The sequence below is a fragment of the Massilia jejuensis genome, assembly GCF_042656795.1.
Taxonomy (GTDB): Bacteria; Pseudomonadota; Gammaproteobacteria; order Burkholderiales; family Burkholderiaceae_D; genus Telluria; species Telluria jejuensis.
Window position 1 is genome coordinate 187,200 of sequence record NZ_JBHSMS010000006.1, and the last position, 21,992, is coordinate 209,191.

22 protein-coding genes are annotated in these 21,992 nt (G+C 65.5%); 8 read left to right on the plus strand and 14 right to left on the minus strand.

Annotated elements, in window-relative coordinates; genetic code table 11:
* Positions 1 to 8: 8 nt before the first annotated feature.
* The 7 genes from fliD to fliE are packed head-to-tail and all read right to left on the minus strand — an operon-like array spanning position 9 to position 6,918.
* The gene (gene fliD / locus ACFPOU_RS02195; protein ID WP_379716521.1) at positions 9 to 1,361 is read right to left on the minus strand and encodes a flagellar filament capping protein FliD; all 1,353 of its coding nucleotides are present in this window, start codon (positions 1,359 to 1,361) and stop codon (positions 9 to 11) included.
* 25 nt (positions 1,362 to 1,386) lie between these two features.
* Positions 1,387 to 1,836 carry a flagellar export protein FliJ gene (gene fliJ / locus ACFPOU_RS02200; RefSeq protein ID WP_379716524.1) on the minus strand — a complete coding sequence of 150 codons (450 nt, stop codon included), beginning with the start codon at positions 1,834 to 1,836 and terminating at the stop codon, positions 1,387 to 1,389.
* Positions 1,837 to 1,846: 10 nt separating this feature from the next.
* On the minus strand, positions 1,847 to 3,163 hold the full coding sequence (gene fliI / locus ACFPOU_RS02205; protein ID WP_379716527.1) for a flagellar protein export ATPase FliI: 1,317 nt from the start codon (positions 3,161 to 3,163) through the stop codon (positions 1,847 to 1,849).
* Positions 3,160 to 3,858 (minus strand): flagellar assembly protein FliH, encoded by a 699-nt coding sequence (gene fliH, locus ACFPOU_RS02210; protein ID WP_379716530.1) that lies wholly within the window; start codon positions 3,856 to 3,858, stop codon positions 3,160 to 3,162. The genes fliI and fliH overlap by 4 nt, the downstream gene beginning before the upstream one ends.
* Entirely contained in the window at positions 3,855 to 4,874 is a 1,020-nt protein-coding gene (locus ACFPOU_RS02215) for a FliG C-terminal domain-containing protein (protein ID WP_379716533.1), read from the minus strand. The genes fliH and ACFPOU_RS02215 overlap by 4 nt, the downstream gene beginning before the upstream one ends.
* Positions 4,855 to 6,552 (minus strand): flagellar basal-body MS-ring/collar protein FliF, encoded by a 1,698-nt coding sequence (gene fliF, locus ACFPOU_RS02220; RefSeq protein WP_379716536.1) that lies wholly within the window; start codon positions 6,550 to 6,552, stop codon positions 4,855 to 4,857. The genes ACFPOU_RS02215 and fliF overlap by 20 nt, the downstream gene beginning before the upstream one ends.
* 30 nt (positions 6,553 to 6,582) lie before the next feature.
* Positions 6,583 to 6,918 (minus strand): flagellar hook-basal body complex protein FliE, encoded by a 336-nt coding sequence (gene fliE / locus ACFPOU_RS02225; protein WP_379716539.1) that lies wholly within the window; start codon positions 6,916 to 6,918, stop codon positions 6,583 to 6,585.
* 346 nt (positions 6,919 to 7,264) lie between these two features.
* Here fliE and ACFPOU_RS02230 point away from each other — a divergent pair, with 346 nt between their 5' ends.
* Genes ACFPOU_RS02230 through ACFPOU_RS02260 form a run of 7 tightly spaced genes read left to right on the plus strand, consistent with a single transcriptional unit; the run spans position 7,265 to position 13,517 of the window.
* On the plus strand, positions 7,265 to 8,122 hold the full coding sequence (locus ACFPOU_RS02230; RefSeq protein WP_379716542.1) for a FliM/FliN family flagellar motor switch protein: 858 nt from the start codon (positions 7,265 to 7,267) through the stop codon (positions 8,120 to 8,122).
* Positions 8,123 to 8,461 (plus strand): FliM/FliN family flagellar motor switch protein, encoded by a 339-nt coding sequence (locus tag ACFPOU_RS02235; RefSeq protein ID WP_379716545.1) that lies wholly within the window; start codon positions 8,123 to 8,125, stop codon positions 8,459 to 8,461.
* Positions 8,458 to 9,225: a flagellar type III secretion system pore protein FliP gene (gene fliP / locus ACFPOU_RS02240; RefSeq protein ID WP_379716548.1), complete on the plus strand. Its 768-nt coding sequence runs from the start codon at positions 8,458 to 8,460 to the stop codon at positions 9,223 to 9,225. The genes ACFPOU_RS02235 and fliP overlap by 4 nt, the downstream gene beginning before the upstream one ends.
* A gap of 29 nt (positions 9,226 to 9,254) precedes the next feature.
* The gene (fliQ, locus tag ACFPOU_RS02245; protein ID WP_379716551.1) at positions 9,255 to 9,524 is read left to right on the plus strand and encodes a flagellar biosynthesis protein FliQ; all 270 of its coding nucleotides are present in this window, start codon (positions 9,255 to 9,257) and stop codon (positions 9,522 to 9,524) included.
* A complete protein-coding gene (gene fliR, locus ACFPOU_RS02250) occupies positions 9,525 to 10,301 on the plus strand; it encodes a flagellar biosynthetic protein FliR (protein ID WP_379716554.1) in 777 nt (258 codons plus the stop codon).
* A complete protein-coding gene (gene flhB, locus ACFPOU_RS02255) occupies positions 10,294 to 11,427 on the plus strand; it encodes a flagellar type III secretion system protein FlhB (RefSeq protein ID WP_379716557.1) in 1,134 nt (377 codons plus the stop codon). Before fliR ends, flhB begins: the two co-directional genes overlap by 8 nt.
* On the plus strand, positions 11,424 to 13,517 hold the full coding sequence (locus ACFPOU_RS02260; RefSeq protein WP_379716561.1) for a flagellar biosynthesis protein FlhA: 2,094 nt from the start codon (positions 11,424 to 11,426) through the stop codon (positions 13,515 to 13,517). Before flhB ends, ACFPOU_RS02260 begins: the two co-directional genes overlap by 4 nt.
* A gap of 1 nt (position 13,518) precedes the next feature.
* Here the strand turns inward: ACFPOU_RS02260 and ACFPOU_RS02265 are convergent, their stop codons facing one another.
* On the minus strand, positions 13,519 to 14,361 hold the full coding sequence (locus tag ACFPOU_RS02265) for a hypothetical protein (protein WP_379716564.1): 843 nt from the start codon (positions 14,359 to 14,361) through the stop codon (positions 13,519 to 13,521).
* Positions 14,362 to 14,446: 85 nt separating this feature from the next.
* Entirely contained in the window at positions 14,447 to 15,346 is a 900-nt protein-coding gene (locus ACFPOU_RS02270; protein WP_379716567.1) for a flagellin N-terminal helical domain-containing protein, read from the minus strand.
* 351 nt (positions 15,347 to 15,697) lie between these two features.
* Here ACFPOU_RS02270 and ACFPOU_RS02275 point away from each other — a divergent pair, with 351 nt between their 5' ends.
* Positions 15,698 to 17,878, plus strand: a complete 2,181-nt coding sequence (locus tag ACFPOU_RS02275) for a tetratricopeptide repeat protein (RefSeq protein WP_379716570.1) — start codon at positions 15,698 to 15,700, stop codon at positions 17,876 to 17,878.
* On the opposite strand, the gene ACFPOU_RS02280 is transcribed toward ACFPOU_RS02275, so the two are convergent.
* The 5 genes from ACFPOU_RS02280 to ACFPOU_RS02300 are packed head-to-tail and all read right to left on the minus strand — an operon-like array spanning position 17,875 to position 21,977.
* Positions 17,875 to 18,969, minus strand: a complete 1,095-nt coding sequence (locus ACFPOU_RS02280) for a DegT/DnrJ/EryC1/StrS family aminotransferase (RefSeq protein WP_379716573.1) — start codon at positions 18,967 to 18,969, stop codon at positions 17,875 to 17,877. The two genes, ACFPOU_RS02275 and ACFPOU_RS02280, sit on opposite strands and share 4 nt — an antisense overlap.
* Before the next feature lie 30 nt (positions 18,970 to 18,999).
* Positions 19,000 to 19,425 (minus strand): sugar 3,4-ketoisomerase, encoded by a 426-nt coding sequence (locus ACFPOU_RS02285; protein WP_379716576.1) that lies wholly within the window; start codon positions 19,423 to 19,425, stop codon positions 19,000 to 19,002.
* Positions 19,412 to 20,386 (minus strand): GNAT family N-acetyltransferase, encoded by a 975-nt coding sequence (locus tag ACFPOU_RS02290; protein ID WP_379716579.1) that lies wholly within the window; start codon positions 20,384 to 20,386, stop codon positions 19,412 to 19,414. The genes ACFPOU_RS02285 and ACFPOU_RS02290 overlap by 14 nt, the downstream gene beginning before the upstream one ends.
* A complete protein-coding gene (locus tag ACFPOU_RS02295; protein ID WP_379716582.1) occupies positions 20,383 to 21,306 on the minus strand; it encodes a glycoside hydrolase family protein in 924 nt (307 codons plus the stop codon). Before ACFPOU_RS02295 ends, ACFPOU_RS02290 begins: the two co-directional genes overlap by 4 nt.
* Entirely contained in the window at positions 21,303 to 21,977 is a 675-nt protein-coding gene (locus ACFPOU_RS02300) for an acetyltransferase (RefSeq protein ID WP_379716585.1), read from the minus strand. Before ACFPOU_RS02300 ends, ACFPOU_RS02295 begins: the two co-directional genes overlap by 4 nt.
* Positions 21,978 to 21,992 lie beyond the last annotated feature (15 nt).

Genomic DNA, 21,992 nt, shown 5'->3' on the forward strand with positions numbered 1-21,992 from the left:
CTATGAGTTTAGTCTTTGGCGCTGCTGAACAAAGCGTCGAACAGCGAGGTGTTATAGGACATGTTGTTTTGAACGGTTTGCAGCTGGGTGAACTGCGCCAGGTAGCGCGTATAGGCGCTGTCGTACTGTTTGTCGAGTGCGCTCTGGCGCTCCGCCAGGTCGCTCTGCAACTCGCTGACGGCGTCCTTGCGGCGGCCGATCTGGCCGTTCGCGCTGTTGGTCCACAGCTTCAGGTAGGTGTCGAGCTGGCCGGCGATGCCGCTGGCGCCGGTGGTGGCACTGCTGCCGACCAGGGTGTCGAGGCCGGTCGGGTCCAATGCCAGCGCCTTGTTCAGGCGGGTGGTGTCCAGGCTGAGGGTGCCCTGGCGGTTGGCGGTGATGCCGAAGTTCGCCAGGCTGGTCGCGCCGCTGCTGCGCAAGGCGCTGATCATGCGGTCGCGCAGCGCGCGCACGCCGCTGTCGCCGGCAAAGGCGCCCGCCGCGCCGCCGCTTTTCGGGTCGCCCGGGCTGACCAGGGCGTCGATGGCCGTTTTCAGCTTGTTGTAGGCGTCCACGAAGGCCTGGGCGTTCGCCGCCGTCTTCGAGGCGTCCGACGCCACCGTCAGCGTGACCGGCGCGCTGCCGGCCGCCTGCGCTTTCGTCAGCGTCATGGTCACGCCATCGACCACGTTGAACGTGTTGCTGGCCTGGCGGATCTCAGTGCCGGTGGCCGAACCCACGCGCACCACGGCGTCGAGCGCCGCCGCCAGCTGGTTCGGCGCCGCGCCCAGCTTGGCCGCGAGGGTCGGGTCCGTGCCTGTGCTGCTGACCGAAATGGTATTGGCCGCGCCCGTCGTCTTCGAGGTCAGCACCAGTTCCGAGGTCGTGCCGGTGGTGATGACCGCGGCCGACATGCTGGTGTTGCCGGTGGCGCCGTTGATGGCCGCGGCCAGCTCGCGCACGGTCCAGTTGGCCTTGGTGCTGAGGTCGACCGAGAAGGAACTGCTGCCCACGCCCAGGGTCAGCGAACCGCCGCCGGCGAAGTCGGCCATGCCGCTGTACGAGACCTTGTGCGCGCTGGCCACCTGCGCGACGAAGAAGCTGTAGGTGCCGGCCGCCGCGCCCGCCGTCGCGCTGGCGCTGGCGATGGTGGTGTCGCTGAAAATCGCGCTGCTGGCGGAAATCGTCTTGTTCAGGCCGGTTAGCGCGGCAAGGGAACTCTGGAAGGCACTCAGCGCCGAGCCGAGCGTGCTCAAGCCTTTTTCGGTGGCGCCGGCCTGCGTGCCCTGGCGTGTCAGGATGGCCTGGCGTGCGGCGGTGAAGGATTCGGCCAGCGCCTGGGCGGTCGATGTCGGATCGTAGGTATTGGAAATGCCTGCCATATTGTTCTCCTTGATGTCCGGGCTGTCACGCCCTGCCTGCCAGCCACGATTGCGTGGCGATGTCGTCTTCGCGCTTTCTTGCGACGCGGTCCTGCTCGCGCGCAAGGGCGTCCTGCTGCTGCTCGAGCACCTTGCCGAGCAGTTCGCGGCGCGTCCATGCCTGCGCCAGGTTGCGCTGCGAGACCGCCATGTTCGCCTCGTGCAGCTGGAGGTCGGTACGGTGGGAATCGCGCAGCGTGAATACCGCTTGTTTGTACTGCCCGCAGTTCAGGGCCAATGCCGGCGCCCATAGTCCAGCCGACTCCTTGCCGGAGGCGCCGCTGTGCTCGACCAGCGAATCCATGCGCGCAAGGTTGGTCGCGTAGCGGGCACGGGTCGCTTCCTGGCGCGCCAGTTCGGTCTGCAGCTTGTCGACCTCGAGGCTGCGCAGGTTGACCAGCGTGTCCAGGCTCCGGATTTGATCGCGCCGCTTCATGCCATCCTCCTCATGCCATCATCCCTTGCAGCTGCGGCACGCAGGCGTCCAGGGGCGCGCCCTCGCGCGTGCCCTGGCACAGGAAGGCTTCGATCTGCGGCTGCAGGCGCACCGCGCGGTCGGTTTCCGGGTCCGCGCCCGGCGTGTAGGCGCCCAGGGGAATCAGGTCGCGCACGCGCGCATGGCGCGCCAGTGCCGCCTTCAGTTTGCGCGCCGCGTTCGCATGCTCGGGCGTGACCACCTGCGCCATGCAGCGGCTGATCGACTGGGCGACGTCGATGGCCGGATAGTGGCCGGCTTCGGCCAGTTCGCGCGTGAGCACGATGTGGCCGTCAAGAATTGCGCGCGCCGTATCGACCACCGGATCCTGCTGGTCGTCGCCTTCGGCCAGCACGGTGTAGATGGCGCTCATGCTGCCGGCGGCGTTCTCGCCGTTGCCGGCCGATTCGACCAGCTGCGGCAGGTTCGAGAACACCGACGGCGGGTAGCCGCGCGTGGCCGGCGGCTCGCCCAGCGAGAGCGCCACTTCGCGCAGCGCCATCGCGTAGCGGGTGAGCGAGTCGACCAGCAGCAGCACGTTCTGGCCGCGGTCCCGGAAATGCGCCGCGACCGAGTGGCACAGCTCGGTGGCCATCACGCGCATCATCGGCGACTCGTCGGCGGGCGCGACGACCAGCACGGACCGTTTCAGGCCATCCGGCCCGAGCGACTTCTCGACGAACTCGCGCACCTCGCGGTTACGCTCGCCGATCAGGCCGACCACGATCACGTCGGCCACGGTCTGGCGCGTGATCAGGCCGAGCAGCACCGACTTGCCGACGCCGGAACCGGCCATCAGGCCGACGCGCTGGCCCTTGCCGAGCGTGAGCATCGCATTGATCGCGCGTACGCCCACGTCGAGCGGCTGGTCGACCGGGGTCTTGCGCAGCGGATTGACTTTCGGCGGAGTGAAATTGAGCGGCTGGTCGCCGCCAAGGCGCCCCAGGCCATCGATTTCCTCGCCCAGGCCATTGACCATGCGGCCCAGCCACGAAGGGCCGATCATCAGGCTGGCCGCGGTTTTTTCGGGCAGCACGCGCGCGCCGGTGGCCAGGCCATTGGCTTTCTTGAACGGCATCAGGTACGACACCTTGTCGCGGAAACCCACGACCTGCGCGTCGAGCCAGCCGCCGTCATTGAGTTCGACGCGGCAGCGCTGGCCGGTGTGCAGCTTGCAGCCGACCGATTCGAGCAGCAGGCCCTGCGCGCCGACCAGGCGGCCGGTGGGCGTGGCGACCGGCACCGCGCCGATGTCGAGCGCGCGCAGGGTGTCGAGCAGGGCCGTCATGCCTGCTGTCCCTCGGGGACGGCGAGCGCTTCCTGCACCTGGTCCATGCAGGCGGCCAAGCGGCCCTGGCAGCCGGCGTCGACTTCATGGTCGCCGGCCTTGACGCGGATCTCGCCCGGAATGAGCGAAGGATCGGCCAGCAGGTTCCACTTCTTGGCGCGCTTCGGATCGAGTTCGGTCACACGCTTGAGTTCTTCCGGATTCATCAGCACTTCGATGGTGTCGCGTGCCGGCGGCATCGCGGCCAGCGCCTCGTCGACCAGCGCCAGGAGCTGGGTCGGCTGCAGGGCCAGTTCGGCGCGGATGACCTGGCGCGCGATCTTGCCGACCAGGTCGACCACTTCCTTGCGCTGGGCGGCTTTGAAATCGCTTTTCAGTTTTTTCAGGGCCTTGAGGGTGGCGTCGACCGGCTTGCCGATCTGGTCGAGGTGCGCCAGCGCCTGGGCGCGGCCTTCTTCCAGGCCGCTTTCGATGCCTTCGGCCTGGCCGCGCGCGAAGCCTTCGGCGCGCGCGGCTTCGTAGCCGGCGTCGTAGCCATCCTGCTGGCCCTGGCGGTAGCCGGCAGCCAGTGCGCTGTCCCAGTCCTCCTGCGAAGTTCCTCCGTTATGCGCTTCATCGCCGGTGGCCGACAAGGTGCCGTTCGCAGCGCGAACCTGGTGCAGGGGCGGGAAGTGAAAAGGCCGGAACTGCTTCATTCGGCGGTGGCCTCGGCGAACAGCTGCACGTCGATCTCGCCGGCGTCGGCCAGCGCTTTGACGGCAACCATGATGTCCTTGCGCGTCTGTTCGATGCGCGACATCGGCACCGGACCCGAACGGCGCATCAGGTCCTCGAAACTCTGCGCCTGGCGCTTCGGCATCGCCATCAGGATCGCGTCGCGCAGGGCCGGCTCGGCGCCCTTGAGCGCGATCGCCCACTGCTCGAGCGGGATGTCGTCGAGCAGGCGGGTGATGACCTGTTCGGTCTGGCGCGAGAGGATGAAGAAGTCGTACATCGACATCTCGATCTTGGACACGACCTCGGGATCGTGGGCGCGCAGCAGTTCGACCATGCCGGCACGGTTGTTCGGCAGGCGGTTCAGGATCTCGGCGACCTGGCGCACGCCTTCGACGCTCGCGCTCTGGGTGTCGAGCGCGGACAGGCAGCGCGTGACGAGGTCTTCGAGTTCCTGCAGCAGGTCGCGGTCGATTTCGTCCAGGCGCGCCAGGTTCAGGAGCACCAGGTCGCGGCTGTTTTCAGGCAGGCCTTCGATGATCTGGCCGGCCAGGCTCGGGGCCAGGAAGGCGAGGAAGACGGCCTGCATCTGCACGTGTTCGTGCGAGATGAATTCGGCCAGCCACTTCGGCGAGGCGTACTGCAGGCGCGCCATCATCGGGCGGATCGCGTCCCCGTAGATCGTGTTGAGGACGCTGTTGGCGATGTCGCTGCCGAGCGCCAGGTCGAGCGAACGCTTGAGGTAGGTACGCGAGGCGCCGTGCAGGCCGCTTTGCTCGCGGTAGTCGTCGAAGAAGTTCTGGACCGCGTACTTGACCGAGTCGACCTTGATGCCGCTCATGCGCGACATCACCTGGGTCAGTTCGATCAGCTCGTCGCGCTCGAGGCAGCGCAGCACGGCCGCCGCCGGCTCTTCGCCGATCGACAGCAGGACGATCGCGGCTTGCTCGACCGGGGTCAGCACGGCGCCCTCGGCGTTATTGTTCAGTTCGGCCATGATTTTTCTTCTGCACCCATTGTTTGACGACCTCGGCAACGCGCTCCGGCTCTTTACCGGCAAGCACCTTGAGGTGATCGACCATCACATCCACGGCGGAACCGGCCGGCGGCAGATCGTAGTTCTCCAGCAGCGGCACGACGGCGGCGACACCGCTGCCGGCAGGCAGCGCGGCGGCGGCCGGCACGATGCCCGCAGCGCTCGGCAGCGCGGCGGCCGCGCCGGCACCGGTGGCGCCCGGCGCCGGCAGGGCAGGGACCATGCGCGCGGTAACGGTGCGCAGCATCGGACGGGCCAGCAGCAGGTAGGCGAGCAGGGCGCCCACGATCCAGAGGCCATAGCCGGTGGCGTCGACGATGGTGTCGCGCTCCTGCCACCATGGTTCCACTGCCGCGGGGGCCGGGAAGGTCAGGCTCGACACGGCCAGCACGTCGCCGCGTTCGGCGTTGATGCCCAGGCCTCCGGCCAGGATCTTTTCGATGTTCGCCAGTTCGGCGGGCGTGTAGCCGGTCTTGGCGTTGGCGGCGCTGGCGTTGTTCAGCACCACGGCGACCGACAGCTTGCGCAGGCGGCCGCGCGAGCGCTTGATCTGGGTGATCGCGCGGTCGTAGGCATACTGGCGGGTGGTCGCATTCTTGCGCGAGTTGTTGTTGTCGCCCGCCTTGTCGGCGGCGCCGTCGGCTGCCGCGCCAGGCGCGGCCGGATCGGCAGTCACCGGAGGACGGTTCGACAGCGTGCCCGGCACACCCATCGCCAGGCGGCCCTTTTCCATCTCTTCGCGCATCGCTTCGCTGGTGACCTTCGGGGCTTCGCCGTATTTTTCCTGGGTTTCCTCGATCCTGTCGTTGTCGATGTCGGCGGTGACGCTGACCTTGAAGTTGTTCGCGCCCAGCACCGGACCGAGCAGCTCGTTGACGTTGGCGCGCACTTCGTTCGATACGCGCTGCGCGGCGGCATCGCCCTGGCCGGCGCCGTCGAAACCTTCCGACAAATCGACTCGCGAGGACAGGTAGTTGCCGGCCTGGTCGACCAGCGAGACGCGGCTCGGGCTCAGGCTGGCGACGCTGCCCGAGACCATGTTGACGATGGCGGCGATCTGTTCGTTGCCCAGCGTTTTACCCGGCTTGGTCGCGATCACGACCGAGGCCGAGCTCTGGTCGGAGGCGCCGGCCACGAAGGAATTCGATTTGGCGATCGCCAGGTGCACGCGCGCCGAGGCGATCGCGTCGAGGGTCAGGATGCTCTGCGCTAACTCGCCCTCCAAACCGCGCCGGAAACGCACGTCCTGCACGAATTGCGACACGCCCAGCGGATCGTTCTTGTCCATCAGCTCCAGGCCTGCCGGCAGCTGGGCCGTCACGCCCTTGGCGGCGAGCAGCATGCGCACCTTGCCCAGTTCGTTCGACGGCACCATCACCTGGCCGCTGTCCGGATGGATGCGGTAGGGGATCTGCTCGGCCTCGAGCACGGTCATCATGTCGCTGGCGGCGACTTTCTCGCGCGCGCCGAAGACCGGCTTGTAGCTGGCCTGGTCCTGCCACATGAACATCATGACGGCGGCGGTAATGACGACGGCCAGTACCAGCATCGGGGTCAGGTTGTTGCGAAGCAGGGGAGGCAGGCCGGGCATCGCGCCGAGCCTTGCGCCGCCGAAGGCATTCTTGAGTTTCGAAATCACGTTGGGCTTTTTCCGTTAAGTCAGACTGCGTCAGACAGGCAGCTTGATCAGTTCGTCCATCGCGCCCATGACCTTATTCCGCACTTGCATGAGCATCGAGAAGGACAGGCTTGCTTCCTGGCTGGCGAGCATCGCGCCGACCAGGTCGTCGCTCTTGCCGCTGTCGACATCGGCCATCTTGACGGCCGCGGCCTGGTCCTGGGCATCGACGCCCTGGATTGCATTCTTCATCGTTTGGGCGAAAGAGAAGTCGGTATGCGCTGCCGGCGTCGCCATGTCGACAGAAGGTGCAATCGCCAGGCGCTGCGCTTCATTTGCCAATGCGGCGAGGTCTGCTTTGATCTGACCGGCTAATTCAATTCCCATTTGTTAAATCCTATGCGTTCAATGTTGCGTGTGGGTGACAGACTAAGTATCTTTTCTGCGACATTTGACGACGAAAAACTGGCTACCCGTTGTCAAATGTTAAATATTGCGCATGTTAAACCTGTATCAAACGGTGGCAAAAACCCGACGGTTTTTCACGATTTCCCCTCGTGCGACAGTGATTGTTCCCAGGAAACCGCGCAAATCAGGATACGATCTTACCGTAGGGCAATGGAAACTTCAAAGCGGAATATCAAGTGATCCAATACATCGAAGCAGGTATAATTGTTGCCTTCGGGAATGAAATAAAAACACGTCCCTTGTAGACCACACCAATTCGTCATTTATGCCGATTAACATTTCAACTGTTCAAGAGCGTCCGCATCAAGTGCTCGATCCGGCCTTGCTGGGCCGGCCCGTGCACTTGCTGCCGGCCTTTGCCGGTGCGTTTGCCGAGGACATGACGGCCATGCTGTCCGCTCCCGGCTGGCGCCGCTATTGGAGCAGCTTCGAACTGGCCCAGGTCGAGTTCGAGCGGGCGCCTGAAAGCAGTAGCTTGCGCTGGCTCGGCACCAGCGGCCCGCATGGCGCCGCCGCCGTCGCCTTCGAGCGAGCCCTGCTGGTGGGCTTGCTGGAAGCGCGCTACAGCGGCAAGGGGCCGGCCCGTGCGCTGCGCGATCCGGCAGGCGAGCGTGTCACGGCCACCGAAGAACGCCTGGCGCACACGCTGACGCAGCAGTTGTCGGAAGTGCTGGCGATGCGCGTGCGCGTCGCTTCCCGCGTTGCCGGCGTCGAGGTCGCTTCGGCCCCGCTGTCGCCGGTAGCGTCGGCCTTGCCCGGCAAGAACGCCTGGGCGCTGGCCATTACCCTGCGCGAACCGCAGGGCGGCAGCACGGCGCGCTGCTATATCGCGCCCGATGCGCGCATGATGGGCCTGATCCTGCAGGCGCTCCAGCCCGAGCGCCCCCAGCGCGCGACGCGCTCCTCCGAATCGATCGGCGCCGGCCTGAAGGTCAAGCTGGACGGCCGCCTGGTGACGCACGAAATCACCCTCGAAACGCTGTTCGCGCTGAAAGTGGGCGATGTGATTCCGGTTTCCGTCGGCCGCGCCGACGTCTTGCTCGACGAAGCCCGCCTGTTTACGGCGGCGGTCGCCGAACACAAAGGCAAGCTGTGTTTAACCTCTTTTGAAGACGCTGAATAAATGGACATGAACCTGAACGAGCAAATGGCTGTCGACGTCCTCCTCGATGACAACGTGGAGATGGGCACACCCGCGCGCAATCCGCGCCTGCCGCAGATGATGCGCCGGATCCCGGTGACCCTGACGCTGGAAGTCGGTTCGGTGCGCATCTCGCTGCAGGACCTGATGGACCTGGGGCCGTCGAGCGTGTTGCCGCTGGACGCGGTAGCGGGCGAACCGCTGGTCATCAAGGTCAACGGCGCCCCGATCGGCCGCGCCGAAGTCGTGGTCGCGGGCGAACAGTACGGCCTGAAAGTGATCGACCTGGACGGTTTGAACCTGGACCTGATCACGGCATGAGTTTACTGAAGAGCGGCGCATTGCGCCGCGGCGCGGCCGCATCCCTGCTGGCCGGCGCCGCTCTTTCGATGCTGTCCGTTCCCGCCGGTGCCCAGGACCTGATGGCCGGCGTCATCCCCGGCGCCAATACCGGGATGAGCGTCAAATCGCAGATCCTGGTCCTCATGACGCTGCTGGGCCTCCTGCCCGTGCTGGTCATGATGACCACCAGCTTCACGCGCTTCGTGATCGTGCTGTCCCTCCTGCGCCAGGCCCTCGGCTTGCAGCAGGGCCTGCCGAGCCGGGTCGTCACCGGCATCGCCCTGATCCTCACGCTGCTGGTGATGCGCCCGATCGGGGTGCAGGTCTGGAACGAAGCCTTCCTTCCCTACGACCAGAACAAGATCGGCCTCGAGCAAGCCTTGAAAACGGCCGAAGTGCCGCTGTCGCGTTTCATGCTGGCCCAGACGAGCAAGAGCGCGCTGGCCCAGGTCGCGCACCTGGCCGGCGAGGCCCCGGCCATGAAGCCCGAGGACCGCGCCTTCACCGTCAAGCTGGCCGCATTCGTCCTGTCCGAACTGAAGACCGCCTTCCAGATCGGTGCCATGCTCTTCATTCCCTTCCTGATCATCGACCTGGTGGTGTCGTCGGTACTGATGGCGATGGGCATGATGATGCTCTCGCCGCTCGTCATCTCGCTGCCGTTCAAGCTCTTGCTGTTCGTGCTGGTCGACGGCTGGACCCTGACCGTCAACACCCTCGTCGGCAGTATCCACGGCTACTAGTTCCGGAGTTTTCGAATGAGTCCTGCTCAATGAGTCCCGATATCGCGGTCGACCTGGTCGCCGAAGCGCTGCGCGTGGTGATGCTGCTGGTGATGGTGCTGGTGGTGCCGGGCCTGCTCATCGGCCTGGTGGTGGCGCTGGTGCAGGCGGCCACCCAGATCAACGAACAGACCCTGAGCTTCCTGCCGCGCCTGCTGGTGACGCTGCTGGTGCTGATCCTGGCCGGCCACTGGATGACCGGCTACCTGATGGACTACTGCGTGTCGGTGTTCCAGCGCGCCGCCACGATCGCGAACTAGATGGATTTCGTCAGCTACCTGATGCCGCTGATCGGCGCGCTGTGGTGGCCCTTTTGCCGCATCATGGCGCTGCTGTCGATGGCCCCGGCAATCGGCGACGGCATCGTGCCGGTCCCCGTGCGCGCGCTGCTGTCGCTGGTGCTGGCCTTCCTGATGCTGCCGCTGACCAAGAACATGGCGATGCCCGATCCGTTCTCGCTGGCCGGCGTGGTCGCCATGTTCGAGCAGGCGATCATCGGCGGCGTGCTCGGTTTCGCGCTGCAGTTCGCCACCTCGGCCATTTCGATGCTCGGCTTCCTGGCCTCGAGCCAGATCGGCTTCGCGATGGCGCAGATGAACGATCCGGTCAATGGCCAGCAGTCCGACGTGATTTCCAGCCTGCTGGCGCTGGTGGCGATCTTCGTGTTCTTCGCGATCGACGGCCACCTGGTGCTGGCGAGCGTGCTGGGGCAGAGCTTCCACGCCTGGCCGGTGGGGCAGGGCCTGGGGTCGCTGGCGCTGCAGACCGTGGCGCTGAACCTCGGCTGGGTGTTCGCCGCCGCGATGCTGCTCGCCTTGCCGATCGTGTTTTCGACGATGGTGGTGCAGATCGGCTTCGGTTTCCTGAACCGCGTGGCGCCCTCGCTGAACCTGTTTTCGCTGGGCTTTTCGCTGGTGACCGTGTTCGGCCTCCTGATGATGGTGCAGCTGGTGCGCTTCATCCCCGAACACTATATCCAGCTTACCAACGCGGTACTCGAGATGCTGCAGCAGCAAATGAGGGCGGCCCGTGTCTGAGACCGGCGACAAAACCGAAAAGGCCTCGGCGCAAAAGCTGAAAAAGGCGCGCGAGGAAGGGCAGGTCGTCCGTTCCAAGGACCTGTCGACCGCGATCGGCATCCTGGTCAGCCTGAAGGCGTTCTCGATGCTGTTGCCGGACTACCTGGAGTCGTTCAGGTCCTTGTTCAGGCTCGTCTTCGTGCCGCTGGGCGAGACGGGCGCGATCGAAAACGCGATGTCGGTGGTGTTCATGGCCGCTTGCGCCCTGTTCGTCAAGATGGTGTTGCCGCTGGCGGTGGTGCCGCTCGCGATCATCCTCGGCGGCCTGGTGCCCGGCGGCTGGATCTTCAGCGGCAAGAACCTGATGCCGAAGGCCGATCGCCTGAGCCCGATGAAAAACCTGGGCAACCTGGCCAGCCAGAAGCACCTGGTCGGCTTCGCGACCGCGGTGGCCAAGGCCGTGGTGCTGGGCTTCGTGCTGGTGCACGTGACGCAGTCGAGCATTGCGAGCTATGTCGACCTGCAGCGCCTGCCGCTGGGCGACGCCATTGTGCGTGGCGGGACCATGATGTTCGACGCCCTGTTCGCACTGGTGGCGGTATTCGTGATCTTCGCCGTGCTCGACGTGCCGATCCAGGCCTTCCAGTTCGCGAAGAACCAGCGCATGAGCAAGCAGGACCAGAAGCAGGAGCACAAGAGCAGCGAGGGAAGTCCGGAAGTGAAGGGCCGCATCCGCCAGCTGCAGCGCCAGCTGGCCCAGCGCAACGTGAACAAGACCGTGCCGACCGCCGACGTGGTGATCGTCAACCCGGAACACTATGCGGTGGCGCTGAAGTACGATACGAACCGCGCCGAGGCGCCGTTCGTGGTCGCCAAGGGTGTCGACGAGATGGCGCTGTACATCAAGAGCGTCGCCGCGAAACACAAGATCGAGACCGTGTCGCTGCCACCGCTGGCGCGCGCGATCTACAACACCAGCCAGGTCCAGCAGCAGATTCCGGCCCAGCTTTACCAGGCCGTGTCGGCGGTGCTGAACTATGTGCTGCAATTGAATGCTTTCCGTGACGGCCGGCGCACCGCGCCCCCACGGTTACCGATTGACGTGGCTGTGCCATCTCATTTAAGCGAGGTAATACCTTCATGAATTCCTTGAACGCCTTCGTCGCCGAGCTGCGCCGCCAGAAGTATGCCGCCCCGATCTTCATCCTGATGCTGCTCGGGATGATCATGCTGCCGCTGCCGCCGATCCTGCTCGACGTCCTGTTCACGTTCAACATCGTGCTGTCGCTGATCGTGATCCTGGTCGCGGTCTCGGCTAAGCGCCCGCTCGACTTCTCGGTATTCCCGACCGTGATCCTCGGCACCACGCTGATGCGCCTGGCCTTGAACGTAGCCTCCACCCGCGTGGTCCTGCTGCACGGCCACGAGGGCACGCACGCCGCCGGTAACGTCATCGAGTCCTTCGGCAACGTCGTCATCGGCGGTAACTTCGTGGTCGGCCTGGTGGTGTTCATCATCCTGATGATCATTAACTTCGTGGTCGTGACCAAGGGTTCGGAACGTATCTCGGAAGTGTCGGCGCGCTTCACGCTCGACGCGCTGCCGGGCAAGCAGATGGCGATCGACGCCGACCTGAACGCGGGCCTGATCAACCAGGAAAAAGCCACCCAGCGCAGGAAAGACGTCGCGGCCGAAGCGGACTTCTACGGCGCGATGGACGGCGCCTCGAAGTTCGTGCGCGGCGATGCGGTCGCCTCGATCCTGATCCTGATCATCAACCTGATCGGCGGTATCGCGATCGGCGCGCTGATGTACGACCTGCCGCTGGGCGACGCCTTCCGCGTCTACGCGCTGCTCACCATCGGCGACGGCCTGGTCGCGCAGATCCCGGCGCTGCTGCTCTCGGCCGCCTCGGCGATCCTGGTGACGCGCATCGGCGAAGCGGGCGACCTCGACAAGCAGGTCGGCAACCAGCTGCTGGCCCAGCCGCCAACCCTGTTCGCCGCCGCCGGCGTGATGATCATCCTGGCCCTGATCCCGGGCATGCCGTTCATGACCTTCGCCGTGTTCGCCGCCGCCCTGGGCTATGCCGGCTGGCGCCTGCACACCCGCGTCCAGCCGGCCGACCCGGGCAGCGTGGCCGCCATCGAAGCGGCACTGCGCGACGACCGCGCGCCGGACCTGGACTGGGAACAGCTGCCGGTGGTGCAGCCGATCTCGGTGGCCGTCGGCTACAAGCTGGTCGGCATGGTCGACAAGGCGCAGGGCGAGCAGCTCACCAAACGCATCAAGGGCATCCGCCAGAGCCTGTCCGAATCGATGGGCGTCCTGTTGCCGAGCATCGGCGTACGCGACGACCTCGCCCTGCGCCCGACGCAGTACACGGTCAGCCTGTCGGGCGTGGTCGTGGCCGAAGGCGAGGTGCATCCCGAGCACCTGATGGCGATCCCGTCGCCCAACGTGTACGGCGAACTCGATGGTATCCCGGGCCTGGAACCGGCCTTCGGCATGGCGGTGACCTGGATCGCGCCCGACCAGAAGGGCCACGCGCTGGGCCTGGGCTACCAGGTTGTCGAGGTGCCGAGCGTGATTGCGACCCACTGCTCGAAAGTGATCCGCGACCACCTGCACGAACTGTTCCGCCACGAAGACGTGCCGGCGCTGATGGAGCGCCTGAACGCCTTGTCGCCGAAACTGGCGGGCGCGCTGGAAAAGGCGCTGAACCACACCCAGCTGCTGCGCGTGTACCGCGTGCTGCTGGCCGAGGGCGTGTCGCTCAAGGACATCGTCGTCATCGGCACCACGCTGCTCGACGCGTCCGAGACCACCAAGGACCCGATCCTGCTGGCGGCCGAAGTGCGGTGCGCGCTGCGGCGCCAGATCGTCTCGACCATGTTCGGCAAGAAGAAGGACATGCCGGCCTTTAACCTGTCGGCCGAACTCGAGAACATGCTGCTCGGCTCACTGAACCAGGCGCGCCAGAACGGCGGCGGCAAGGTCGCGCTGGACAACTATCCGATCGACCCGCAGCTGCTGTCGCAACTGCAGATCAACATGCCGGTCGCGCGCGAGCAGATGAAGCAGCAGCATACGCCGCCGCTGCTGCTCGTGCTGCCGCAGGTACGCCCGCTGCTGGCGCGCTACGCCAAGCTGTTCGCGCCGGGACTCAATGTGCTGTCGTATAACGAGATTCCCGAGAACCGGGAAGTGTCGATCGTGGGGACGGTGGGGTAGGTCACCCCTGCGCCGGCAGCATCAAGGCCAGTTCCGCCACCGCGCGAAACACCGGCAAGGTCAGCACGTCCGCCGCCTCGTCCGCCGCCAGCGCCGCATGCGCCGAAGCGCCCGGCGCCATGCCCGTCCTGAAATTCCAGCGCACCACGACCAGCCCCGCGCGCCGCACCGCCGCGTCGAGCGCCGGCTGCAGGGCACGCAAGCGGGCCAGCGTGGCCGCATCGGGCGCCGCCATGTCGATCGCCACGCCACCCGGCACCGGCTCGACCTGCACCGCGACATGGGTGCCGTCGGCCAGTGCGAGATCGAGCCGCAGCGCCGCGCGCGGGCGTTTGCGGCGGCCATTGCCGTTCCCGGCGTCGGCCCCCTTGCGCAAGACCTGCAGGTGCTGGGCCTGGGCGCTCCCGGCGTGGACGGTGAAGCGCCATGCGTCCGCCGGCAACTGGCCCTCGAATGCGCGGTTCGGCACCCGGCCCTCCTGCCCGGCGAGCATCAGGGCAGGGGGCAAGGCGCCACCGCGGGCGCGCAGTTCGCGCTCGGCCAGGCTGGCGCCGTAATTGCCGACCATTGCGCGCCAGTTGCCGGCCAGGGTGCGGCCGTCGGCTTGCGCAAATACCATCTGGCGCGACATGAACACCTGGTCGGGCCGCATTGCCGCGCCGTCCTGCTGCTCGGCGCCGGGAACGGCTGCTGCCTGCGGATTGGCCAGTGGCTGCGATTGCGGCAGCGGCAGGTAGCTGTCGGCCGCCGCGAAGGCGACCGGCGCGATGGCGGCGATCGCCGCGGCCTGCAGTGGCGGCGTGGTCGGGGGCAGCAGGGGAGCGGAGAGCGAGAGCGGGTTCATGGCGCGATCCAGATAAAAAAAGGCCAGCCGTTTGAAACGGCTGGCCCATGATACTCCCGGCCGGGCTGGCCGGAGGTAGCCGTGATTACTGCAGGAGCGACATGACCATCGACGACATCTGGTTGGTCTGCTTGAGCATCGCGGTACCCGCTTGCATCAGCATCTGGCTCGAGGTCATCTTCGCGCTTTCCGTTGCGAAGTCGACGTCCATGATACGGCCGGCAGCAGCTTGCGTGTTGGTGCTGATGTTCGACAGGTTGTTGTAGACGTGGTTCAGGCGGTTCGAGGTAGCGCCGATCTTCGAACGCAGCGAGCTGACCGAGTTGATCGCCTGCGACAGTTCGTCGATGGTGGTGTTCGCGTTGGTTGCGCCCAGGGCTTCGGTCGTGCCGCTGATGTCGGTACCGACTGCGGTCGAGCCGGCAACGGTGCCGCCCGAGTAGCGCAGGCTGGTTGCGGCCAGCTTGGTGTGCACGTCGGTCAGTTCGGTGGTGAAGTTGCCGGCCATGGTTTCGGCCTTGTCGGCGCCGATCTGGAAGGTGACCGAAGTGGCCAGCTTGCCGGTGTTCGTGTTCAGCAGGGCGGTGCCGCCGAACTTGGTGTTCTTCATGATGTTGCCCAGCTCGTCAGCCAGCGAGTCGTACTCGGCTTGCATCGCGGTCTGGTCATCCTTCGACGACGAACCGTCGGCGGCCTGGGTTGCCAGGTCTTTCATGCGCATCAGGATGTTGCCGGTTTCGTTCAGGGCGCCTTCGGCGGTCTGCAGCATCGAGACCGAGTTCTGGGTGTTGCGCATTGCGACGGCCATGCCGCTGGTCTGCGACTTCAGGCGGGTGGCGATCTGCAGGCCGGCTGCGTCGTCGGCTGCCGAGTTGATGCGGAAGCCGGTCGACAGGCGGGTCATCGAGGTCGACAGCATTTTTTGGGTCGACGACACGGAATTTTGTGCGGACAGGGAAGCGGCGTTGGTGTGAAGGCTCAGCATGTTTAGCTCCAGTTGGGTGGGGTTCAAGGAGCAGTTCATCTGCTCTCACAAGTACAAGACGACCGTTTCCTTAGCTTCATTAAATGCCGCACGGAAATTTTTTTAAATTATTTTTCAACCCACACTGTGGCGCGAATCACGCTGCATCGCGTAGCGGCATGCGGCAATTCTTGCCGCACGTAAACAGCTCCCTCTATAATGGGGCGCAACTTATCCTCACCGCCGGCTATCCTGCACGGCGCGGCGCTGCCAGGTACTCAGGCGCCATTTCACCAGCAAAGGTTCCGCACCATGGGAAAGCACAGCAAGGGCGCACCGGCATTCAGGTCCGCCAACCAGACCGAGGCACGTGTGTCCACACTATTTGCCGAAGGGGTGGAGTTCCACGTGAACGGCCAGCTCGACCGCGCACTGGCCGCCTATGAACAGGTCCTGTGCCTGATGCCGAAGCATTTCGAGGCCCTGCACCACACCGGCATCATTGCCTTCCAGGGCGGTAACTACCAGGGTGCCGTCGGCTTCATCGGCGCGGCGATCGCGATCAGCCCCAAGGTGGCGGCCACCCATGGCAACCTTGGCAATGCCCTGAAGGAGATGGGCCGCTACGACGAGGCGCTGGCCAGCTACGAGCGCGCGCTGTCGCTGCAGGCGGACGACGCCGATACCCATTACAACCAGGGCACCGCGCTGCAGGCCCTGGGCCGCTACGACGAGGCGCTGGCCAGTTTCGCGCGCGCCATCGCGCTCAACCCGGGCGACGCCGACGCCTTCAACAACCAGGCCGTGGTATTGCACGAACTGCAGCGCAACGAGGAAGCACTGGCCAGCCTGGACCGCGCGCTGGCGCTGAACTACGGTTTCGCGCATGCGCATAACAATCGCGGTAATGTATTGAAGGACCTGGGACGCTTCGAGGAAGCGCTGGTCGGCTACGAGTCCGCCCTGGCGCTGCTCAATTCCTTCGGCGACGCCTGGTACAACCGCGGCATCGCCCTGCATGTCCTCGGTCGCGCCGAGGATGCCGTGGCCAGCTACGACAATGCGCTCGCGCTCAATGGCGAATCGGCCGCCGGCTGGCACAACCGCGCCCTGGCCTTGCAGGTGCTGCGGCGCCGTCCCGAGGCGCTGGCCAGCGCGGAGCGGGCACTGGCGCTGCAGCCGGACAATCCGGAAATCCTGCGCCACCGCAGCCGGCTGCTGGCGCAGCTCCACATGCACGACGCCGCCCTCGGCGGCATCGACAAGCTGGGCGCCCAGAGGCCGGACGACCCGAAGACATTGCACCTGCGCGCGCAGACCTTGCGCGAACTGGGGCAGGCCGAGGCCGCGCTGGCCAGCATCGACCGTGCGCTGGCGCTCGAGCCTAATCGCTACGAATACCTGCTCACGCGCGGCACGCTCTTGCGCACCCTGCTGCGCTACCCCGAAGCCCTCGCGTGTTTCGAGGAGACGCGGGTACAGCGCCCGGACGCCGCTTCGAGCCACACCGATTGCGGCATCGTGCTGGCCGACCTGGGCCGGTTCGAGGCCGCGGGCGCCGCCTACGACCGCGCGCTGGCCCTCGATCCGGACTTCGCGCTGGCGCGCTGGAACCGGGCGCTCATGAAGCTCCTGCTCGGCGACTTCGCCCAGGGCTGGCAGGATTACGAAGCACGCTGGAACGTGGAGATGCTCGGCGTCTTCCACGAAAAGCGCGACCTGGGCGCACCGCTGTGGCTGGGCGCCGAGCCGCTGGAGGGCAAGACCATCCTGCTGCACGCCGAGCAGGGCCTGGGCGACACGCTGCAGTTCTGCCGCTACGCGCCACTGGTGGCCGGGCTGGGCGCGCGCGTCATTCTGGAAGTGCAGCCGGCTTTGGTCTCGCTGGTGCACAGCCTGCCGGGTGTGGATCAGGTCGTGGCGAAGGGCGATCCGCTGCCGGCGTTCGACCTGCATTGCCCGCTGCTGAGCCTTCCGCTGGCCTTCGGCACGGCGCCCGAGTCCATCCCGCATCCGGCCGCCTACCTGGCCCCGGACGAGGGCAGGGTGGCAGAGTGGGCGGCCCTGCTCGGCGAAAAGACGCGTCCGCGCGTGGGCCTGGTCTGGAGCGGCAACATGCATCACCGCCTCGACCGCTACCGCAGCCTGCCGTTCTCGTCGATCGCCGCCCTGGTCTCGGACCAATTCGAGTTCGTCTCGCTGCAGAAAGAGCTGCGCCCGCTCGACAAGCTGGTGCTGCAGATGAAGGGCAACGTGCGCCATGTCGGCGAACGCCTGAACGATTTTTCGGACACGGCGGCGCTGGTGGCGCAGATGGACCTGGTCATCACGGTCGATACCAGCGTCGCCCACCTGGCCGGCGCCATGGGCAAGCCGGTCTGGATCCTGCTGGCCGGCGGCACCCTGGCCGACTGGCGCTGGCTGCTCGAACGCCGCGACACGCCGTGGTATCCGAATGCGCGACTGTACCGCCAGCAGGTGCCGGGCGACTGGGCCGCGGTGCTGGGCGAGGTGAGGGCGGACCTGGGCGCGCTGGCGGCGGCACCTGCCTAGGCGAAGAAGGCCTTCACTTGTGCTGCAACATAGGCCACGTCGTCAGCGCTCAGGTAGGGCGCCATCGGCAGGCTGAGGATCTCCGATTGCAGTAGCTCGGTGACAGGGAGCGCAGACCAGGCCTGGTCGGCAAATGCCGCCTGGCGGTGGCAGGGCACCGGATAGTGAATTTGCGTGCCAACGCCACGCGATGCCAGGTAATCGCGCAGGGCATCGCGCCTGGGCGTGCGCACGGCGAACAGGTGCCAGACGGACTGGGCCTGCTCAGGGACCCGGATCAATTCGAGAGGCGTCTCGGCCAGCGCTTCGCGATAAGCAGCCGCGAGCGCTGCGCGCCGTGCGTTGTCCGCATCCAGGTGCTGCAGCTTCACGCGCAGCACGGCCGACTGCATCTCGTCCAGGCGGGAATTGACGCCCGCGACCTCATGCTGGTATTTGATCGATGAGCCGTAGTTGCGCAGCTTCCTGAGACGCTCGGCAAGCTCGTCGTCGTTCGTCGTGATCGCGCCCCCGTCGCCCAGCGCGCCCAGGTTCTTGCCGGGATAAAAACTGAAGCCCGCCGCGTCGCCGAGGCTTCCCGCGCGAAGCCCGCCGTAACGTGCGCCATGCGCCTGCGCGGCGTCCTCGATGACGCGAAGACGATGTCGTCGCGCGATGTCCAGGATCGCATCCATGTCGGCCGGCGCACCGTAGAGGTGGACCGGCATGATCGCGCGCGTTCGCGACGTGATCGCTTCTTCGATCCGCTCCGGGGCGATGTTCCAGGTCGACGGGTCGGGTTCGACCGGTACGATGCGCGCGCCGACCAGGCTGACGGCGAGCCAGGTGGCGATGAAGGTATTGGCCGGCACGATGACTTCGTCCCCGGGGGCGATGCCGTAGCCGCGCAGGATCAGGTGCAGCGCGTCCAGCCCGTTGGCCACGCCGATACAGTGCGTGACGCCGCAGTAGCGCGCGAACTCCCGTTCGAATGCGGCGGTTTCCTCGCCCAGGATGTAGTAACCCGAGCGAAGCACGCGGTCGATCGACTCCCGAATCGCCGAGTCATATTCGGCGTTCACGCGGCCGAGGTTGAGGAATTCTATCTGCATTTTATCGGTCGACTCTTCGTGCAAAACAGTTCATGCAGCGGCAAACGGCTTGTGCCGGGCGCGTGCGAGGAATTCGTCATGGTCGCGAATATAGTCGTCGGGGGTGTAGGGTTCCGAGGCGAGCACCATGCAGACGCCGCCCGACGAGAAGTTATCGAGCGTACGCCACATCATCGGGCAGATATACAGTCCATAGTAGGACCGGTTCAAATGGAAGCGACGCTGGCGGTCGCCGTCGTCCAGAACAATGTCGAAGCTGCCCGACATTGCCACGACAAACTGATGCAGGTTCTTGTGTGCATGCGCGCCGCGGTCGGAGCCGCCCGGGACGTCATACAGGTAATAGACCCGCTTGATGTCGAAGGGGATATGGTTTCCGCCTTCGACAAAGGTCAAGTTGCCACGGGGGTCGGAAATCTTCGGCAGTTCGATCAAGCGGCAATCATTGAGAGGCATTCCCAACTCCTTGTAAGGTCAACTCGTAGAATTCATGGACGACTCCGCCGGCGCCGAACTCGTTCTTGAACTGTGCAAGACCTTCGTTCAGGACCAGTCCCTGGTTTTCGGTGCTGATGCCGAAATCGAAATAGCGTTTGCCGGACGCGCAGCCATGCCCGATCGCTTCACCGAACAGCAGATCGAGTGCGTTGACCGCATGACCGGCTTCGCTCGAAGCGATGTACTGCGCGTGCGCCACCGTGTGCCCGAGAAAAAGGACGATGCCCGCCTCGACGACGCCGGCTACCTGCGCGGCCATGACATGGATATGCTCGGGAAAGCGGTCCACGAGCAGGCTTATCTCGTCCAGCGTATGGACCGGGGCGACGCCATGATTACGCATGAGGTTATCGGCAAGCACCGGCCATAGCGCCGCCAGCTGCGCTCGTCCCTGGATAATGCGCACGCCTGCCCGCTGTGCTTTCCTTTTCCCGCGCTTGCGGCGTTCGCTGATCGGCAGGCGGTATCGCAGGTCGATGCAACTGGAGAGGTCGGCGCGATAGCGAACCGCGCCCGCGCGAAAAAGCGCGTAAAGATCCTCCTGCGCGGGAGCGGCCTGGTAGATGTGGGGAACGGCCTTGTATTGCAGCCGCTCGTAGCCGGCGCGGGCCCAGAGCGCACGTGCCGCATCGAACGCGTCGAGCATGTGGGCACCCCTGAGCCGTCCCTGATGCACGATCCCGCCATAGGTCGCGCCCGGGTGGGACACGACAGTGGAGGGGTCGGCAGGATGGCCCGCGGCCGGGATGACCCCCAGCCACTCGCCATCGCGCTCGATGACGACGGAGCGGTCGATGAACCGGGTGCCGTGATAGGAAAGGAAGGCGCGCGAATGCAAAAAAGTGGCGCCATGCGCGCCGCGGCAAAATTGATCCCAGGCGCCTGCTTCATCCGCATCGAAAAAACGTGCCCGCATCATGGCTGCACGCGCTCCGCGATGCCGAATCCTGTGCCGCCGAAGTCATTTCCGTTATACAGCAGCCAGGTTTTGCCGCCGGCTTCGATGTCGATACCGTAAGAGGTGGCCTCGCCATCCCATGCCCCGTCGGTGACCTCGACCCCCATGTCGGCGTCGAGCCGTTGCCAGGCCAGGCCGTCGCGGGATTGCGCATACCCCAGGCGATAGCGGGCGGGATTGCGCTTGCGGATGGAGTAGAACATCCGATACCCGTCGGAATGGTGCCGAACGACCGGCCGCCCGAAGCCATGCTCGTTCTCGAGCACGACCGGCAGCACGACCCGCCCCTGTGCCGGCCATTGCAGGCCATCGTCCGATTCCGCATAGCGGATGTCGTAGATGGGCATCTGCTTGCCGTCGATGGTTTCCCACTTGCTGCCTGCGACGTACCACATGCGAAAACGGTCGCCTTCATATTCGACCCACGGGCCGCAGCGAAAGAACTGCTCGTGCGGGCTGCGCTCCAGCACGGGCGTGGCCTGGGCGCGCTGGAACGTGTTTCCGTTATCCGTGCTGATGGCAAGCCCCGTCAGGAGGCGATAGCGAATCCGGTGGCACAGTTCAAAACCGACGTAATACATGAAGAGACGGCCATCCGCGACCCGGATGACCGAGGTTTGAAACACGCCGTTGTCGTCGAACGAGCCGGGCGAACCGACGTCGAGCACTGGCTCCGTACTCTCACGGATTACCTTGCGCGGGTCGGCCGGGTCGAGGTCGACGAAACCGATGCGCCCGACGTTATGCTCGTCGCGGCATTGCACGTAAACGCGCAGCGTCCGGTCGTCGAGCCAGATCGGCGTCGGGCAGGTGGCATGGGTGCGCGCCCACGGTTGCGTTCCAGACGGCGTCCATACGACGCCATGCTTCAGCCACTTCATTGGCCCACCTTGAAGAAGCGTGTCGCCGGCACTTTTGCAGGCTCGGCATGCGCGGCCTTGAACAAGGTATCGGGCTCGGTATTTTTCATCAGGGTCACGCCGGGGCCGACCCAGTTATCCCGACCGATCGTCACGTTGTTGGCAATGGCCGCATTCACGCCGAGGAAAGAATTCTCGCCGATATCGCAAAAACCGGAAATGACGACATGGGATGATACGAAGAGGTTGTCGCGCAGCTTGCTGTGATGGCCGATATGGTTCCCGCTCCACAGCACGACGTTATCGCCGATCTCGACAAATGGCTGGACCGTATTGTCTTCGAAGATGAACACGTGCTCGCCGAGCTTCACGTTGCGCCAGACGAAGGCGCGTGGACTGACATACGATGCAAGCCGGTATCCCTTGCCCTTCGCTTCGCCGGCAAGTCGCGTTCTCAGGCGGTTCAGCTGCGTGTAGACGGCAGCGACGAACACGTCATGCTCCTGCGGCGGATACAGCGCATCGAGCTGTTCGAACGCCACGACCGGCAGGCCGTGCAATTCGTTCCGGGTCAGGTAGGACGCTTCCACGGCGAAGGCCACCACTTGGTAGTGCGTATCGACGTCGAAGTATTCGCGTGCGATTTCGGCGAACGCCGAGGCGCCGACAATGACCAGCTTTCTCTTTTCCATACACGCTTTCAAGTG

What these genes read in the sequence shown, in the direction of transcription:
- fliD (WP_379716521.1), bottom strand. Translation starts at nt 1,361, where the DNA reads ATGGCAGGCATTTCCAATACCTACGATCCGACATCGACCGCCCAGGCG.
- fliJ (WP_379716524.1), bottom strand. Translation starts at nt 1,836, where the DNA reads ATGAAGCGGCGCGATCAAATCCGGAGCCTGGACACGCTGGTCAACCTG.
- fliI (WP_379716527.1), bottom strand. Translation starts at nt 3,163, where the DNA reads ATGACGGCCCTGCTCGACACCCTGCGCGCGCTCGACATCGGCGCGGTG.
- fliH (WP_379716530.1), bottom strand. Translation starts at nt 3,858, where the DNA reads ATGAAGCAGTTCCGGCCTTTTCACTTCCCGCCCCTGCACCAGGTTCGC.
- ACFPOU_RS02215 (WP_379716533.1), bottom strand. Translation starts at nt 4,874, where the DNA reads ATGGCCGAACTGAACAATAACGCCGAGGGCGCCGTGCTGACCCCGGTC.
- fliE (WP_379716539.1), bottom strand. Translation starts at nt 6,918, where the DNA reads ATGGGAATTGAATTAGCCGGTCAGATCAAAGCAGACCTCGCCGCATTG.
- ACFPOU_RS02230 (WP_379716542.1), top strand. Translation starts at nt 7,265, where the DNA reads ATGCCGATTAACATTTCAACTGTTCAAGAGCGTCCGCATCAAGTGCTC.
- ACFPOU_RS02235 (WP_379716545.1), top strand. Translation starts at nt 8,123, where the DNA reads ATGGACATGAACCTGAACGAGCAAATGGCTGTCGACGTCCTCCTCGAT.
- fliP (WP_379716548.1), top strand. Translation starts at nt 8,458, where the DNA reads ATGAGTTTACTGAAGAGCGGCGCATTGCGCCGCGGCGCGGCCGCATCC.
- fliQ (WP_379716551.1), top strand. Translation starts at nt 9,255, where the DNA reads ATGAGTCCCGATATCGCGGTCGACCTGGTCGCCGAAGCGCTGCGCGTG.
- fliR (WP_379716554.1), top strand. Translation starts at nt 9,525, where the DNA reads ATGGATTTCGTCAGCTACCTGATGCCGCTGATCGGCGCGCTGTGGTGG.
- ACFPOU_RS02260 (WP_379716561.1), top strand. Translation starts at nt 11,424, where the DNA reads ATGAATTCCTTGAACGCCTTCGTCGCCGAGCTGCGCCGCCAGAAGTAT.
- ACFPOU_RS02265 (WP_379716564.1), bottom strand. Translation starts at nt 14,361, where the DNA reads ATGAACCCGCTCTCGCTCTCCGCTCCCCTGCTGCCCCCGACCACGCCG.
- ACFPOU_RS02270 (WP_379716567.1), bottom strand. Translation starts at nt 15,346, where the DNA reads ATGCTGAGCCTTCACACCAACGCCGCTTCCCTGTCCGCACAAAATTCC.
- ACFPOU_RS02280 (WP_379716573.1), bottom strand. Translation starts at nt 18,969, where the DNA reads ATGCAGATAGAATTCCTCAACCTCGGCCGCGTGAACGCCGAATATGAC.
- ACFPOU_RS02285 (WP_379716576.1), bottom strand. Translation starts at nt 19,425, where the DNA reads ATGCCTCTCAATGATTGCCGCTTGATCGAACTGCCGAAGATTTCCGAC.
- ACFPOU_RS02290 (WP_379716579.1), bottom strand. Translation starts at nt 20,386, where the DNA reads ATGATGCGGGCACGTTTTTTCGATGCGGATGAAGCAGGCGCCTGGGAT.
- ACFPOU_RS02295 (WP_379716582.1), bottom strand. Translation starts at nt 21,306, where the DNA reads ATGAAGTGGCTGAAGCATGGCGTCGTATGGACGCCGTCTGGAACGCAA.
- ACFPOU_RS02300 (WP_379716585.1), bottom strand. Translation starts at nt 21,977, where the DNA reads ATGGAAAAGAGAAAGCTGGTCATTGTCGGCGCCTCGGCGTTCGCCGAA.